This is a genomic window from Corynebacterium sp. CMW7794 (assembly GCF_001563605.1).
Lineage (GTDB): Bacteria > Actinomycetota > Actinomycetes > Mycobacteriales > Mycobacteriaceae > Corynebacterium > Corynebacterium phoceense.
Map to the genome: position 1 here is coordinate 26,121 of NZ_KQ961730.1, position 14,963 is coordinate 41,083.

The window sequence follows — 14,963 nt, forward strand, 5'->3', positions numbered from 1 at the left end:
CCTAGACGGACAGTTGGCGAAAAGTCTAGTGCTACATACACGCTTATGCGGGGAGCGCAGCGCCGACACGCCGAGGTCGTGAAGCTTGTGACTCGTGTGTCGATCGGGTGTCCCCGCGTCGCGCCGTGTCGCGCCGCAGTCACCCGTGGCGCACTAGAGGATCCGGCCCGCCGCACGCAGCCGTGCCGCGGCCGTCGAGTCGTAGTCATCGATGTTGATGGCCACGAGGTGATGGTCGTGCCACTCGCCGTCGATGTGGAGGTTGCGGCGCAGGTAGCCCTCGTCGCGGAAGCCGCAGTGGTGAAGCACCGCGCCCGAGGCGGGGTTGCCCGGCATATACGTCGCCGTGACGCGGTGGAGGCCCACCCGATCAAAGGCATGGTCGACCCCTAGAGCGCACGCGGCCGTGGCCACGCCGGCACCCTGGAACGCGGAGAAGACCCAGTAGCCAATCCAGCATTCGCGGATGGCGCCGTGTTGGATATTGCCCAGCGTCACTTGGCCCGCAAAGTCACCCCCTACGGTGATAGCAAGTGGGACGATGCTTCCCTCCCGGGCCGAGGACCGCAGGAAGGACAGGTGATTGTGCCACGCCGCACGCGTGTGCGCGGCCTCCCAGCCCGTTGGCGCGGTGGGTTCGACGGGGCGCAGATAGCACTCGTCGAGCACGCGCATTTGGCGCCAGTCCTCGCCATCGCGGCTGAGCACGGGGCGCAGCTGCACGAGCTCGCCGCCGGGAATGCGCACGGCAGGCGTCGCCTCCGGCCAGCCGGGGTGATACGTATCAGTGGGGCCAGTCGCCGGGGTATCGAAGCGACGGCCAAAGAAATTCCACATCTAGTTGCGCTGCGTAATGAACAGGACGTCGACCACATCGCCCGGGCGAATATCCGTGGCGTCTTCCGGCACGCGGATGATCGCGTTGGCGTGAGACAGGCCCGCGAGCAGGTGCGCGGGGGCACCCGCAGCACCTCCCAGGCCTTCCACGAGGTAGTCCGCTGTCTGGGCGTCGCGCATGAGCCGCGCACGGATGTAGCCGCGGCGGCCGGGACGCGACTCGATGTGGTTGAGCGCACGGGCACGCACGACGCGGCGCGCACCGACGCGCTTGCCCAGGCTCAAGCGAATGAGCGGGCGCACGAAGACCTCAAAGATGACGAGCGCGGAGACCGTATTGGACGGCACGAGGAACGTCGGCACACGGGACTCGCCCAGCACGCCAAAGCCCTGGACCGAGCCCGGATGCATGGCCACGCGCGTCGTATCGATATCGCCGAGCTGGTCGAGGACCTTACGGATTTCGTCGGCGCCAGCGCCGCCCACGGCACCGGAGATGACCACGATTTCCGAACGCGCAACGTGCGTCTCAATGGTTTCGCGAATACGGCGCGGCTCGCCCTCCACGAGGCCCACGCGGTGCACATCCGCTCCGGCCTCCTTCGCCGCCGCCGCGAGCGCATAGGAATTGACGTCGTAGACCTGGCCCAAGCCGGTCTCCTTGTCGATATCGACGAGTTCCTTGCCATAAGAAATGATCGTCACGCGCGGGCGCGGATAGACGAGCACCTTACTGCGACCCACGGCCGCGAGCAGCCCGATGTGCGCCGGGGTGAGCACCGTGCCGGAACTCACCGCGACATCGCCGGGCTGGATATCGTCGCCCACGCCGCGCACGAAGTCACCGGAGCGCACGGGACGCAACGCTGTGACGCGCTTGCGCCCGCGGTCGGTCCATTCCAGCGGAAGGACGGCATCGGCAAGCGTGGGCAACGGCGCGCCGGTATAGACGCGCACAGCCTGCTTGGGCTGCAGACGCAGCGGCTGGCGCGAGCCCGCGGGGACCTCGCCCACGACGGGCAGGGAGCGCTCCACCGAGCTTGCCGATGCCGCCTCCTGCGCCGCCGCGCCCTCCTCACCCTCGGCCTCCGCCTCGGGAGCGGGACGGCGTGCGGAAAGGCCCTTCTCGCCGCCGATGTCGACGGCGCGCACCGCGTACCCGTCGATGGCCGCCTGCGGGAAGCCCGGCAGCGGCTCATTGGCTTGGACCTCCTCGGCGCTCATGAGGCCTAAAGCATTCGCAATCGCGATACGCACGGGTTCCGGGGTGACCGCCACCTGTGTGATGAGCTCTAGCTGTTCCTCAACTGAACGCATGGATGATCCATCTCCTATCGAAGGGTGTTACTCAGCAGCGTGCTCGGCTTCATAAGAAGCCAAGATAGCCTTGAGTGATTTATACAGCGCCGGGCCGTATTTGTCCGAACGCAGACCAAAATCGACACATGCCGGAATGTAACCGCCCGGGTTACCGAGATCGTGGCGCGTGCCGTGGTGGATGACCACGTGGACGGGCTCGCCGGCGTCGATGAGCAGATCGATGGCGTCGGTAAGCTGCAGCTCGCCGCCCTTGCCCGGAGTGATCTTGCGCAGGGCATCAAAGATCTTGCGGTCAAGCAGGTAACGGCCGGTGGCCACGAGGTTGGACGGGGCGTCCTTGGGCTCTGGCTTTTCCACCATGCCCACGACCTTCTTCACGTTGTCGTTGTCCGTGTCTTCGACCTCGAAGACGCCGTAGTTGAACGTCTCTTCGCGCGAGACCTCGACGGCGCACAGCACGGAGCCCCCCAGCTCACGACGCACGCGCGCCATGTCCTCGAGCACGGTGGCGGGCATGACGATGTCGTCTGGGAGCATGACGGCGAAGCAATCCTCGTCGTCATCGAGAACGGACTCGGCCAGGCCCACAGCGTGGCCCAAGCCCAATGGCTTATCCTGCGGGATGGAGACCGGCTTGATGATCTTCGCGGCGCGCTCGACCTTGGCGGCCTGCTCATCCTTGCCGCGGGACTGCAGCGTCGCGACGAGCTCAGGGAACTCATCGAAATGACGCATGACCTCCTGCTTATTGGGAGCGGTGATGATCGCCAAACGGGCTGCGCCCAAAGACGCGGCCTCCTCTGCGATGAGTTCGATACCCGGGGTATCAACCACGGGGAGAAGTTCTTTAGGCACCGTTTTGGTAGCGGGAAGGAAGCGGGTGCCCATGCCAGCGGCAGGGACGACGACCGTTTTCACGCCCAGCGGAGCCTCGTCACATGTAGTAGCCATAACGGCCAGCCTACCTGCTACGCCCTCTCATCTTGTGAACCGACTACTGTTTTACGGTGTGATTGACGCAAAATTTGAGTCGAAGAAGCGCCTGCGCACCGAGCTCACCGCAGCACGCCGCGCGTTCGCCGCGACCCCCTCATTTGCCGCGGCGAATGACGCCATCGCCGCCGAGGCCGCACGCCGCGCCGCGGGTCTGCGCGTCGCGGCCTACGCTCCGCTGGGCTCAGAACCTGGTGGCGCGGCGTTTACCGAGACCCTCTACGCCAGCGCGGCCGAGGTATGGCTGCCCATCTCCGGCGACGACGGCCAGCTCCTCTGGGCACGCTACGAAGGCGCCGAGTCGCTCGCCCCGGGCGCGCTAGGGATTGGCGAGCCCACGGGCCCGCGCCGCGACTCGAGCCTGCTGGCCGAGTTGGACCTTATCTTCGTGCCAGCACTCGCGGTCTCCCCCGCCGGGGTGCGCATGGGCAAGGGCGCGGGCTACTACGATCGCGCGCTCGCGGGCGTGGACACGGACACCCTCGTCCTTGTCTTCGACGACGAGGTGCGCGAGGACGTCCCCGCCGAGCCGCACGATGCCGTGATGAACGCGGTACTTACGCAGTCGGGCGTACGCGCGCTGCCGCTGTCCTAGAACTCCTCCGCCGCGGCGGGAACCTTTGGGCGGAGCGCGCAGTCTAATGAGGCATGAAGCTTTCCATTCGACTCGCGCATGCGCGCCAACAGTTGTCCACGCCGGGGCGCGGGCGCACGCTCATCCTGCGCCGCGGGTTCGCAGGGGCGCTCGTGCTCGCGGCGGGGCTCAGCGCGGCCGCCAGTGTGCGCGAGCACCCGCAGGTCTACGTTTTTGCCCGTGACGTCCCGGCGGGCTCGGTGGTGGGCGACGGCGACGTCGAACTGCGCCGCGTGCCCAAGGAAGTGATTCCCGCCGCAGCACTGGGACCGGAGGACACTCCGGCGGGCTCCGTGCTCGTCGCCGCGGGCAGCGTTGGTGAGGTCCTCACGCCCGCCCGATTGCTGGGGGTGAGTGATACCACACAAAGTTTTTCGGACCCAGGATTGCACATGGTGCCTCTCAAACTGGCCGAGCCCGACATCGCGGCGTTGCTCCACCACGGCGACACCGTAAGCATCGTGACGGCGGCCGCCGCGCCACCCGGTGCTGGGGTCGCGGGCGCCGGTCCGGACGACGGAATTCCTGTGACTGATGGGACTCCAGAGACGAGTGCAGCGGCGCTCGTCGCTGCAGGTGGCAGGGTCGTGGCGACGGCGCTACCCGAGGGCGGTAAGGGGCAGGCGCGCCCCGGAACGATTCTCGTAGCGCTGCCCGCCACGGAGGCTGACCGCGTCGCCGCGGCGAGCCTCAGCGGACCCCTTACCGTCGTCATCACCGGGCCCCGAGCGACGGGATGATCTCAAATCCTGAGAAATTTTTTGCAGGAATTTACGTCGGGCACAGCGGCGTACAGGTGGCATACAGGGAGGATAAATAGCATTGCTGCCGTGCTTAACCTACACTTCTACCAAGTTAAGAAATCTATGCTCCGGTAATCATTTCCACTAATTGAAACGGTTCCGGATATTTTTATGGAAAGGAACCCCATGCTCAAGGGTTTTAAGGACTTCATTCTCCGCGGCAACGTCATCGAACTGTCTACCGCCGTCATTATCGGTTCTGCGTTCACGGCCATTGTCACCGCCGTGTCCGATCACCTCATCAACCCGATCATCGCCCTCTTCGGCGGTGCCAACGTTAATGGTTTCGCCTACCACCTCCGCGAGGGCAACGAGGCTACCCTCGTCGACCTCGGCGCCATCATCACCGCTGCTCTGAACTTCCTTATCGTCGCCGCCGTTGTGTACTTCATCATCATCATGCCGATGAACAAGTTCAACGAGGCCGCTCAGCGTCGCAAGGGCATCGACCCGGAGGAACCGGCTCCGACCACCGAGGAGCTCCTCACCGAGATCCGCGACCTGCTCGAGGCTAACAAGGCTGGCGCCGTCTCGTACGACGAGAAGGCCACCAACAACCGCGAGACCGATCTCGACGGTGGCCGTCACCAGGCATAAGTAGCCGCGCACTCGCGCTGCCGCACCAAGCCCGGGCGCTCTTCTGCTACGAAGAGCACCCGGGTCTTTTCTATGCGCGACACACAAAAGCACTGTCCCGAAAGCCATGTGCCCTGGTCGCGGTCTTCTCCTTCGCGGGAGAAATTCTTCGCGACCTGGGATTATTGCTTTCGGGACAGTGCCGTCGTCGGAACGGAGATTTCAGTGAGGACGATCTGGCGCACAGGATTCGGGCAGGGGTTTAGGCGCCGTAGTGCGGCGGCTGTTGCGCGCGGTAGAACTCCTCGCCGGTGAGTTCCTCCCCTGCCGCAGCGGCTTCATCGTCGACGGGCACGGCGCGCTCGCCGTCGGGGCCAAAGGCCGACTGGAACGGTGGACGGTCGGCGGTGCGGTCGTAGTTGGGGGCATCGGAAAGCCGTGTCGCGCGCCGACGCTTGCGGGGCTGAGTCATAGCTGCCTCCTAGACGCTGTAGCGCTGGAGCTGGTCCACGAGGTGGTGGACGAGCGCCGGCAGGGTGGCCATGCCATCGCGCAGGGCCGCACGCGAGGACGCCAAGTTCACCACGACGGTGGAGCCGGACACACCGGCGATGCCGCGGGACACGCACGCGTCGACGGCGCCACAGGCCTGGCCCGAGGAGCGCAGGGCCTGGGCGATGCCTGGAACCATCTGGTCGAGGACGTCGCGGGTAGCCTCCGGCGTCTTATCGCGCGGGCCCACGCCTGTGCCGCCGACGGTCACCACGAGATCGACGCCGCCCACGACGGCGGTCTCGATGGCCTGGCGAATCTTGGACTTCTTCGACTTCACCACGAGGCACCCATCGACCTGGAACTCGGCCTCGACGAGCAGCTCGGTGACGAGACGGGTGGTCTCATCCGTCATCTCATCCGGGTGGTCCGTGATGAGGACAGCGAGCGCGCGGCGCGGGGCCTGAGCGCGGGATTCACGCTCCGTGGCGATGAGGAAATCATCATCCGGCTCGGCGATGTCCATGAGCGCCTGCGAGGACTGGGCGTCCAGATCCAAGCCGGCCAGTGGATCGCCAGCGTGCGGGGTGTCTACGGGAGACGTCATGCGCCCTCCTCTTCTTAGGGGATGTACGGTGTTCCTTAATTTACTCGCTCGTGAGGGTTACCTCTACCTGTCGCGGAGAATCCTCCCCTTCGGAGGTGACCTCGAGGGTAACGGTGGCGCCGAATTCCTGGGAACGGGTCGCGGCGATAAGCGAGTCAGCAGAATCGATGAGCCGTTCGTTGACGCGGGTGATAACGTCGCCTTTCTTGAGCCCCGCCTTGTCCGCCGGGCTGTTCGGCTCGACGCCGGCGACATAGGCGCCATCGAAAAGCTGCTGCGCGGCAACCTGCACGCCGAGCATGGGGTGGGTGACCTCTCCCTTGTTGATGAGCTGGTCCGCCATGCGCTTCGCAAAGACGGACGGGATGGCAAAGCCCAGGCCGATGGACCCCGCCTCAGACGAGGAGGAGCCGGACGACAGCGACGCGATCATGGAGTTCATGCCCACGAGCTTGCCGTTCATGTCCACGAGCGGGCCGCCGGAGTTGCCGGGGTTGACCGCCGCGTCCGTTTGGATGGCGTCGATGAGCGAGGACTCGCCGCCTTCTTGGGAGGCACGCACTGGGCGGTTGAGCGCGGAGACGATACCCGAGGTCACCGTCGCGTTTAGCCCCAGCGGGGAGCCCACGGCGACGACCTGTTGTCCGACCTTAAGCGAGGAGGAGTCGCCGAACTCGAGGTACGGCAGATCCTGCACGTCGTCGATCTTGATAATACCCACGTCCGTGTTGGCGTCCGAAGCAATCACCCGCGCGGTGTGCTTGGAGCCGTCGTTCAGGGTGACCTCGAGCTCGCCCTGGCTCGCGTCCGCGATGACGTGATGGTTGGTGAGCACGTAGCCGTCCGGCGAAATAATGGAGCCGGAGCCCGACTCGACAGCGGTGCGCGTCATGAGCTGAATGGCGACGACGGACGGCAGCACCTTGGACGCGACATCCTCAATGCCGGAGTCAGAGTTAGTACTATCGCCCGAGGGCTCGGTATTCGACACCGGCTGGTTGAGTACCTCGTTGACGGTGGCGGTGCCGGAGTCATCGCTATTCTTCGAGACAACAACACCGGTAATCGAGCCTGCGGCCACCGAACCGGCCAGCATGAGCGCCAAGGCGGCGGGCAGACTCACCGACTTCTTCGACTTCTCAGCACGCGGGGCCACGGCTGTGGGGGCGGCGCCGTAACCCGCGCCCGCCCCTTGCCCCAACCACGCGGCGTAGGGCTGCTGGCGCTGCGCCGATTGCGCCGCCTGAGCTGCCTGCGCATCCTCCGTGCGCGGCTGGTTCCAGCCCTGCGAATACGTGGGACTCGGCTGGCCCTGCGCTGCTATCTCGCGGGTCTCGTCGAAGCGCTCACCACGGGAACCTGCGGCATCCCCTGCCGGGGTTGCCGTCGAACCATAATGAGCCTCGGAGCCATAGGGCTCCTTATCCGCTACGCGCTCTGTGTCCTCTGCTGCGTGAGAGTTCGTGATATCGCTATTATCCGCCGAGTGGCCGTCCTGCGGCTCGCTCTGGTTCTTGTTCCAGAAAGTCATGCGACTTATTGTGCAACGAATGGCTGAGCCAACTCTGCAACTAATCTGCGAGTCCGCTTAGAAATACTGGCAATAAACTGTGGGCCTTGTGGCTGCCCGCGCGCCGGGAGATTAGCGCTGGTTAAACCACCGCTTGGCGAATTCTTCCTTGCGCTCGCTGGCAGTTTCTCCTGCGTCGACGCCGGCGTCCTCGTAGACCTCGCCATCACCTGGGTGGCCTGGGACGATCACCTCCATGCGCGTGCCGCCATCTGCGGACTCGCGCACAGTAATCGTGCCCTCGTGACGCTCGATAACCTGCTTCACGATGGCCAGGCCTAGACCGGAGCCCGGCATAGACCGTGCCTCGGCGGAACGATAGAAACGCTCGAAGACCTTCTCGCGATCCTCGACGGGAATGCCGGGGCCCGAGTCGTCGACGCGCAGGCGCATTTCGTAGTCGCTGATTTGGCGCATGGACACGCGCACGGTGCCTTGCGGCGGCGACCACTTGGCTGCGTTGTCCATGAGGTTGAGCGTCGCGCGGCCCAAGGCGAACTGGTCGCCCTCCATGATCCACGGCGAAATGCGGATCTTGAAGTCCACGTCCGGACGGCGGCGGCGTGCACGCTCGAGGGAGGTTTCCAGCACCTCGTGAAGCTCGACGGTCTCGGTTTGTTTCTCGGCCGCGTCCTCGCGCGCCAAGTCAACGAGATCGCCGATGAGCGTGGACAGCTCCGTCATCTGCGCCAACACGTCGTCTTCCAAGTCCTTGCGGTCTTGGTCGGAGATATTGGCCGTCGTGCCCGGGCGGTTGAGCATCATGAGTAGCTCGATATTGGTACGCATAGACGTCAGGGGCGTCTTGAGCTCGTGGCCGGCGTCGGCCACGAACTGGGATTGGCGCTTGCGAGACTCCTGCAGCGCCACGAGCATCTCGTTGAAGGAGATGGTGAGCTGCGCCATCTCATCGCTACCCACCACAAGGATGGGACGAAGGTCGCCCGTCTGCGTCACGTAGTCAGCGGCCTTCTGCAGGCGCGTAATCGGCCGCAGACCGGACTTCGAGACCCACATGCCAGCAAGGATGGCGGCAAGGATGCCCAATGCCGTAATGACAACGAGGACCGTTCCCAGCGTCGTGATAAGCGCGTTGATATCCGTCAAATCACGGGCCACGACAACGAGCGAGCCATTGTCGTGCCGTTTGGCCACGATGCGCTCACCGCCCACGGTGCGCACGGACGTGGAGGACCCAGCGCCCGAAAAGCTAAATTCACCGCCCACGGGTATCGAGTCGCCGTACACGAAAGCCCAGTTAGGCGGTGAAAACGCCACGCGGGTGTCCGGGTGATAGGCCTTGTAGGAGTCGATGACTTGGGTAATCTGCTCGTTCGATTCCAACTTCATCGTGGTCTCGAGGAGCGAGGTCACGTCACGCCCAAGCATGCGATCCACGTTCGCGGTGAGCATTGCAGACACGGCCGCGTACGTCGCCAAGGTCGTGATGGTCACGACGATGGCGACGACCACGCCCGTCACAAGTGACAGGCGCCACTTCAGTGGCGCCCGCTGCTCCCATCCGCTCGCCTCGCCCCAGGGCTCGGTACGCGGATCAAATCCAGATTCAGCGGAAGCCACAGCGTCAGGCGCGGGCTTCCTCAGAATCACGGAGTCGTCTCCCTCAGCACGTAGCCCACGCCACGCACGGTGTGGATGAGACGTGGCTCGTTGCCCGCCTCCGTCTTCTTACGCAGGTAGCCGATGTAGACCTCGAGTGCGTTGCCGGAGGTTGGGAAGTCGTAGCCCCACACCTCTTCGAGGATGGTGTTACGAGAGAGCACCTTGCGCGGGTTCTCCATAAGCAGCTTCAGCAAAGAGAATTCCGTGCGAGTGAGCGAAATGGCGCGGTCGCCGCGCGAGACCTCGCGTGTGTCCCCGTCGAGCTTGAGGTCCTCGAACGCCAGCTTGGTGCTCGCCGCCGGGCGGGAGCTCGCGTTCGCATCAGCCGCGGCACGCCGGACGAGGGAACGCACGCGAGCCAAGAGCTCCTCGAGAGCGAAAGGCTTGGGCAGGTAATCGTCCGCGCCAGCGTCGAGACCAGCGACACGATCAGAGACACCGTCACGCGCAGTGAGCATGAGAATCGGACGAGCCCAGCCTTCGCTACGCAGCGTGCGACAGACCTCGAGACCATCCATGTTCGGCATGTTGACGTCAAGAACCATGATGTCCGGGTTCTCGTCCTGGACGATCGTTATCGCCTCAGCGCCATCGGACGCGAGGAGGACTTCATATCCGTTAAAGCTCAATGAGCGGCGCAGCGATTCACGCACTGCCTGTTCGTCATCGACGACCAAAATTTTCATAGGCGCCATTATTCCTTATCTACACTGGGTTTTCGAAGTCCAAAGCCTTTATTAAGGATAGCGATCGGCGCGGTACGACGATGACGTCCCATAAAGCTCATCTGACCAAACACAACCTTAGAGATACGACTATTAAGGTGCAAGGTTCGACCGAAAATACAGAAACGCCCCACCCCCAAAAGGTGAGGCGTCAACTAGTTTTTACTACAGGGCACATGACCCTGCAAAACTAGAACTGCTCGACGTCGATGAGGCCGAGCTTCGCGGCCTTCACCAGACGGCGCGGGATGCGCACGGTCTGGCCGTCAATCTTCACTTCCTGAAGGGCGACGTTGTCAGCCTTCCACTGGGAGCGGCGAGCGCGCGTGTTCGCGCGGGACATCTTGAACTTAGGAGTTGCCATTTTCTACTATCCTCCTTACTTCGCAGACTTCTTCTTACGGCGGGCCATGCCACCGAAGCGCTGGTTGAACTTCTCGACGCGGCCAGCGGTGTCCATGACGCGCTGTGCACCGGTCCAGAACGGGTGGGATTCGCTCGTCACGTCAACGACGATGAGCGGGTACTCGTTGCCATCTTCCCACTCGACGGTGCGGTCGGAGGAGGCAGTGGACTTGGTCAGGAACTTGTGGCCAGTGCCAGCGTCCTGGAAGACCACCGGGTGGTAATCCGGGTGGATATCCTTCTTCATATATATCTTCCCTCAGGGTTGAACTACGGGTCGGTTCCTTGCGAGGCTTCGCCGCGCAGCCCCACTGGAGCCAGCCGGCAGCACGCGCATCCAAGGATCGTGCCCGAGTTGGGATGTATGTCGTGTACTAAAGATATCGAACACACGGTGTGGTACCCCTTTAAGTAAAGAGGAGCCAAGCACCCGCGCGTCGACAACTTGAACAATCATACAGGTCACACGACCTTAAAAGAAATCGCCTCCGCACACGCTGCGCTACGGCGCGATTAGGTAATTGACGTCTCGAACGGTAGACTTTCCCCTTGCTGTTGTCACAATGTACGTATAACGCCCCGTCTACTGGCGTTTTGCCAGCATGTTCCGCCGCTTACCTCACTTTAAAGCGCGCTGCCCCTCACGCAGATACATGCCGGACAAACAAAGCCATGATGTGGGCGGCTAGGAGAAAGAAGACCCATGTCGGCTATTTGCCAGGTAACGGGCCGCAAGCCGGAATTCGGCAAGCAGGTCTCGCACTCGCACCGCCGCACGTCGCGCCGTTGGAACCCCAATGTGCAGCGTCGTCGCTACTACCTGCCCTCCGAGGGCCGCACCATCACCCTGACCGTTTCTACTAAGGGCATGAAGATCATTGACCGCGACGGCATCGAGTCCGTCGTTGCGAAGATCCGCGCCCGTGGGGAGAAGATCTAACCGATGGCACGTAATGACATTCGCCCGATCATCAAGCTGAAGTCCACTGCGGGCACCGGTTACACCTACGTGACCCGTAAGAACAAGCGCAACAATCCGGATCGTATCTCCATGAAGAAGTACGATCCGATCGCCCGCAAGCACGTCGAATTCCGCGAGGAGCGTTAATCTATGGCTAAGAAGTCTAAGATCGCCAAGAACGAGCAGCGCAAGGAAATCGTCGCCCGCTACGCGGAGCGTCGCGCTGAGCTCAAGGCCATCATCAAGAACCCGAACACCTCTGACGAGGACCGCTTGGACGCACAGTTCGAGCTCAACCGTCAGCCGCGCGACGCTTCCGCGTCTCGCGTGCGTAACCGCGACTCGGCCGATGGTCGTCCGCGCGGCTACCTCCGCAAGTTCGGTCTGTCCCGTGTCCGTATGCGCGGCATGGCTCACCGTGGTGAGCTGCCGGGCGTTCGTAAGTCCAGCTGGTAAAGGGAGAAACGACCAATGGCTATGAAGCGTAATAACTCCAAGAAGTTCCGCATGGAACAGTCCCGTCGCCCGAAGAAGAACCCGCTCAAGGCAGAGGGTATCGAGAAGGTTGACTACAAGGACACCAAGACCCTGCGTCTGTTCATCTCGGATCGTCACAAGATCCGTTCCCGTCGCGTCACGGGTCTGACCCCGCAGCAGCAGCGCCAGGTCGCTACCGCTGTGAAGAACGCTCGCGAAATGGCTCTCCTGCCGTTCACCACCCGCTAAATCAGTAGCAGGGTTTCAACAGCGTTTGTACCCATCCCGCTTCCCACCTCGTGGGCGGCGGGATGTCGTGCTTTTCCACCTCTCTTTCTGCCCCGCAATGCATGCATTGCGGGGTGCTACTATTTCTTGCTAGCACAGATCCCCCTGAGCCTAGTGAATCAAGGAGCGTTGACACATGGCATTGCACCCTTCCCTCGTGGACTTGGGCGAACTCGCTGCCCGTTGCGAGTCCCCGGCGGCCGCCCGCGGTATTCTCGCGGAGGCACAGGACCTTGTGCGCAATGCCGTCGACCACCGCGAGGATGAGGTGGCACTCGCCGCGTGGTTCTCGCGCGTGCTTGCCGATGTCCTCCGTTCCCCAGGTCTGGACTCCCCCGTCCGGCTCACCGGAGCGGCGGCCACGGGCGACGCCATCCCCACGACCACCATCTACTGGCTCGGTGAAGACTCAGACCTCGAAGAGCTATTTGCATCCGTCGGACTCAAGGCCACGACGGGCAAGGACAGCGCCGCCAATCGTGTCGATGCCGGCCTGCCCGTGGGCACCGGCGGCGAGGAGCAGTTACTCGAGGAGGCACTCGCGCAACGTCCGCAGCCGCTGCGCGTCGTGGATGGCCTGCCGGATCGCGACGTCCTCGTCGACGTGCGCGCACACCTACTCTCCCCCATCGCCGCCATCGCGCGCTGGGCGGCCCCCGCGCCACGTCCCACGCCAGACCGCATCGCCATCGGCCACGAGCGTGAGCTTCTCACCTCCAGCCAGCGCGACGCGCTCACGCAGGCCTGGGAAACCGGTCTTGCGCTCGAGCTGCGCAACTGGCGCGACCACGTGGACGGCCACCCGCTGCGATTGGGCGATCTCCCACCGCTTGACCGCACGGCCTACGGCGCGGCCTGCCGCATGGTCGCCGCCGTGTTTGATGGCTTGCAGGCAAGCCAGAATTAAATTCTATTTGTTTATCGGGTAGTGTAGTCGTGTTAAGAGTAACGGTTTTCTGGAAGGAGGCGTCCCACCATGGCAGGTGCTGTAGGTAGGCCGCGTAAACATAGCCCTCGGCGCCGCGGCAGCACGGCGCGCGAGGAGATCCTCGACGCATCCGCTGAGCTCTTCACCACGCAGGGCTTCGCCACGACGTCTACGCACCAGATCGCGGAAGCCGTGGGCATTCGTCAGGCCTCGCTGTACTACCACTTCCCGTCCAAGACGGAAATCTTCCTCACGCTCCTGAATTCCACCATCGAGCCCTCTCTCGGTCTGGCCGAGGAGCTCGACCACTCGGAAGCCGAACCGGAGCTCATCCTCTGGGCACTTGTCGCCGCCGAGGCCCGCCTGCTACTCACCAGCGGTTGGAACGTCGGCCGCCTGTACCAGCTGCCGGTCGCCAACTCGGAGGAGCTCTCTGAGTACCACGAGGCCCGCACCGCGCTACAGAACTACTTCCGTAGCCACGCCCGCGCCATCGTCGGCGAGGATGACCCGCGCGTCGAGCTGCCCTTCCACATCGCACTTTCTGTCATCGAGATGCGCCCCAACAACGGCACGCCGCCCTATGAGCCGGCCCAGTCCATTCCAGACACCGCGGTCATGCTTGCCGATGCCGCCCTGGCCGCCCTCGGCGCCACCCCACCCGAAGACCGTTACGAGGCCACCCTCGAGTTGCTCAAGAACCGCAACGACTCCATCGCCACGGCCACGGCGAAGAAGCAGACCAAGAAGGCCACAAAGAAGCAGGCTACGAAGTAAATTCAAGCCAGTCCCCGCGCGCTCCCACCCCCACGGTGCGAGCGCGTTTTACGTTTTCGTTGCACAGGTCACAGTTTTCACCTAACTTCAGTTACTAGTGATTAACTGAAATCTCGAGCCACGAACGGAGCCGTCCATGACCCCACCAGCTTCTACTAGCGGACTGCGCATCGCCGTCCTCCTCAAAGAGGTTCCCGATACCTTCGGCGAGCGCGCCCTCAATCTCACCACTGGCCTCGTCGAGCGCGCCACGAGTGACCCCGTCCTTGACGAAATCTGCGAACGCGCCGTCGAGCTCGCCCTCACCCTCGCCGCAGATCACCCCGCCTCGGAGGTCCACGCTTTCGCCATGGCTCCGGAGAACGCCACCGCCACCATTCGCAAGGCTCTCGCCATGGGCGCCGACGCCGCCTTCCACGTCACCGACCCCGCGCTCCTCGGCGCCGACCTCACGCTCACTGCTGAGGCCCTCGCCGCTGCCCTACGTCACGCCGGGGAACCCTATGACCTGATTGTTGCGGGCAACGCGTCGACAGACGGCATCGGCGGGCTCGTGCCTGCCATGATCGCCGCCTGGCTGGACATGCCGCACCTCAGCGAACTCACCGCCCTCACGCTTGATGGCACGACGCTCACCGGTGCCTGCGAGGACGCCGACGTCCGCGCCGAGCTGCCCGCCGTCGTCTCGCTCACCGAGGCCTTCCCCGACGGCCGCTTCCCGAACTTCAAGGGGATCATGGCCGCGAAGAAGAAGCCGCTCACCACGCTCGACCTCGCCGAGCTCGGCCTCGACGCCGAGGACTTTTCCGTCGCCCGCACCATCATGACCGCCGTGGCACAGCGCCCGCCGAAGGAGGCCGGGCAGAAACTCACCGACGACGGCTCGGCCGGCCAGGCCATCGCCGAGTACCTATTCGCCCACAAGCTTGCCGCCCAGCCGTCTTAGG

The 14,963-nt window shown here is 63.9% G+C and carries 20 protein-coding genes; 10 read left to right on the forward strand and 10 right to left on the reverse strand.

Going from position 1 to position 14,963, the window contains the following annotated elements:
* Window positions 1-153 precede the first annotated feature (153 nt).
* Genes HMPREF3227_RS04595 through HMPREF3227_RS04605 form a run of 3 tightly spaced genes read right to left on the reverse strand, consistent with a single transcriptional unit; the run spans window position 154 to window position 3,108 of the window.
* On the reverse strand, window positions 154-837 hold the full coding sequence (locus HMPREF3227_RS04595; RefSeq protein WP_066510617.1) for a GNAT family N-acetyltransferase: 684 nt from the start codon (window positions 835-837) through the stop codon (window positions 154-156).
* A complete protein-coding gene (glp, locus tag HMPREF3227_RS04600; protein ID WP_066487870.1) occupies window positions 838-2,154 on the reverse strand; it encodes a molybdotransferase-like divisome protein Glp in 1,317 nt (438 codons plus the stop codon). It abuts the gene before it with no gap.
* 27 nt (window positions 2,155-2,181) lie between these two features.
* Window positions 2,182-3,108, reverse strand: coding sequence for a UTP--glucose-1-phosphate uridylyltransferase (locus tag HMPREF3227_RS04605; protein ID WP_066487861.1), 927 nt, complete (start codon window positions 3,106-3,108; stop codon window positions 2,182-2,184).
* A 58-nt stretch (window positions 3,109-3,166) separates the two neighbouring features.
* Between HMPREF3227_RS04605 and HMPREF3227_RS04610 the strand changes: the two genes are divergently transcribed.
* The 3 genes from HMPREF3227_RS04610 to mscL all read left to right on the forward strand — a co-directional run bounded on the left by HMPREF3227_RS04610 (window position 3,167) and on the right by mscL (window position 5,184).
* Window positions 3,167-3,745: a 5-formyltetrahydrofolate cyclo-ligase gene (locus HMPREF3227_RS04610; RefSeq protein WP_231725038.1), complete on the forward strand. Its 579-nt coding sequence runs from the start codon at window positions 3,167-3,169 to the stop codon at window positions 3,743-3,745.
* 53 nt (window positions 3,746-3,798) lie between these two features.
* Window positions 3,799-4,524, forward strand: a complete 726-nt coding sequence (locus tag HMPREF3227_RS04615) for an SAF domain-containing protein (RefSeq protein ID WP_066487858.1) — start codon at window positions 3,799-3,801, stop codon at window positions 4,522-4,524.
* A gap of 189 nt (window positions 4,525-4,713) precedes the next feature.
* Window positions 4,714-5,184, forward strand: coding sequence for a large conductance mechanosensitive channel protein MscL (gene mscL, locus HMPREF3227_RS04620; protein ID WP_066487850.1), 471 nt, complete (start codon window positions 4,714-4,716; stop codon window positions 5,182-5,184).
* Window positions 5,185-5,425: 241 nt separating this feature from the next.
* Here mscL and HMPREF3227_RS04625 read toward each other — a convergent pair whose 3' ends face one another.
* The 7 genes from HMPREF3227_RS04625 to HMPREF3227_RS04655 form a co-directional block, all read right to left on the reverse strand.
* Window positions 5,426-5,635 (reverse strand): hypothetical protein, encoded by a 210-nt coding sequence (locus HMPREF3227_RS04625; protein ID WP_066487847.1) that lies wholly within the window; start codon window positions 5,633-5,635, stop codon window positions 5,426-5,428.
* A 9-nt stretch (window positions 5,636-5,644) separates the two neighbouring features.
* Complete coding sequence (locus HMPREF3227_RS04630) at window positions 5,645-6,181, reverse strand: MogA/MoaB family molybdenum cofactor biosynthesis protein (RefSeq protein ID WP_066487966.1); 537 nt, start codon at window positions 6,179-6,181, stop codon at window positions 5,645-5,647.
* Window positions 6,182-6,302: 121 nt separating this feature from the next.
* Window positions 6,303-7,793 (reverse strand): S1C family serine protease, encoded by a 1,491-nt coding sequence (locus HMPREF3227_RS04635; protein ID WP_082723224.1) that lies wholly within the window; start codon window positions 7,791-7,793, stop codon window positions 6,303-6,305.
* Window positions 7,794-7,904: 111 nt separating this feature from the next.
* Window positions 7,905-9,443 (reverse strand): HAMP domain-containing sensor histidine kinase, encoded by a 1,539-nt coding sequence (locus tag HMPREF3227_RS04640; RefSeq protein ID WP_066487844.1) that lies wholly within the window; start codon window positions 9,441-9,443, stop codon window positions 7,905-7,907.
* The gene (locus HMPREF3227_RS04645; protein WP_066510620.1) at window positions 9,440-10,141 is read right to left on the reverse strand and encodes a response regulator transcription factor; all 702 of its coding nucleotides are present in this window, start codon (window positions 10,139-10,141) and stop codon (window positions 9,440-9,442) included. The genes HMPREF3227_RS04640 and HMPREF3227_RS04645 overlap by 4 nt, the downstream gene beginning before the upstream one ends.
* A gap of 229 nt (window positions 10,142-10,370) precedes the next feature.
* Entirely contained in the window at window positions 10,371-10,544 is a 174-nt protein-coding gene (gene rpmF, locus HMPREF3227_RS04650; protein WP_066487839.1) for a 50S ribosomal protein L32, read from the reverse strand.
* 15 nt (window positions 10,545-10,559) lie between these two features.
* Entirely contained in the window at window positions 10,560-10,832 is a 273-nt protein-coding gene (locus tag HMPREF3227_RS04655; protein WP_066487837.1) for a type B 50S ribosomal protein L31, read from the reverse strand.
* Between the two features lie 456 nt (window positions 10,833-11,288).
* Between HMPREF3227_RS04655 and rpmB the strand changes: the two genes are divergently transcribed.
* The 7 genes from rpmB (at window position 11,289) to HMPREF3227_RS04690 (ending at window position 14,962) form a co-directional block, all read left to right on the forward strand.
* Window positions 11,289-11,525 (forward strand): 50S ribosomal protein L28, encoded by a 237-nt coding sequence (gene rpmB, locus HMPREF3227_RS04660; RefSeq protein WP_010187623.1) that lies wholly within the window; start codon window positions 11,289-11,291, stop codon window positions 11,523-11,525.
* Between the two features lie 3 nt (window positions 11,526-11,528).
* Window positions 11,529-11,693: a 50S ribosomal protein L33 gene (rpmG, locus tag HMPREF3227_RS04665; protein ID WP_066487835.1), complete on the forward strand. Its 165-nt coding sequence runs from the start codon at window positions 11,529-11,531 to the stop codon at window positions 11,691-11,693.
* 3 nt (window positions 11,694-11,696) lie between these two features.
* Window positions 11,697-12,002: a 30S ribosomal protein S14 gene (gene rpsN, locus HMPREF3227_RS04670; protein WP_066487833.1), complete on the forward strand. Its 306-nt coding sequence runs from the start codon at window positions 11,697-11,699 to the stop codon at window positions 12,000-12,002.
* 21 nt (window positions 12,003-12,023) lie between these two features.
* The gene (gene rpsR / locus HMPREF3227_RS04675) at window positions 12,024-12,272 is read left to right on the forward strand and encodes a 30S ribosomal protein S18 (protein ID WP_066487956.1); all 249 of its coding nucleotides are present in this window, start codon (window positions 12,024-12,026) and stop codon (window positions 12,270-12,272) included.
* 175 nt (window positions 12,273-12,447) lie between these two features.
* Window positions 12,448-13,218, forward strand: coding sequence for a hypothetical protein (locus HMPREF3227_RS04680; RefSeq protein ID WP_066510627.1), 771 nt, complete (start codon window positions 12,448-12,450; stop codon window positions 13,216-13,218).
* 69 nt (window positions 13,219-13,287) lie between these two features.
* Window positions 13,288-14,016 (forward strand): TetR/AcrR family transcriptional regulator, encoded by a 729-nt coding sequence (locus HMPREF3227_RS04685; RefSeq protein WP_066510634.1) that lies wholly within the window; start codon window positions 13,288-13,290, stop codon window positions 14,014-14,016.
* A 136-nt stretch (window positions 14,017-14,152) separates the two neighbouring features.
* Window positions 14,153-14,962 carry an electron transfer flavoprotein subunit beta/FixA family protein gene (locus tag HMPREF3227_RS04690; RefSeq protein WP_230384253.1) on the forward strand — a complete coding sequence of 270 codons (810 nt, stop codon included), beginning with the start codon at window positions 14,153-14,155 and terminating at the stop codon, window positions 14,960-14,962.
* Window position 14,963 lies beyond the last annotated feature (1 nt).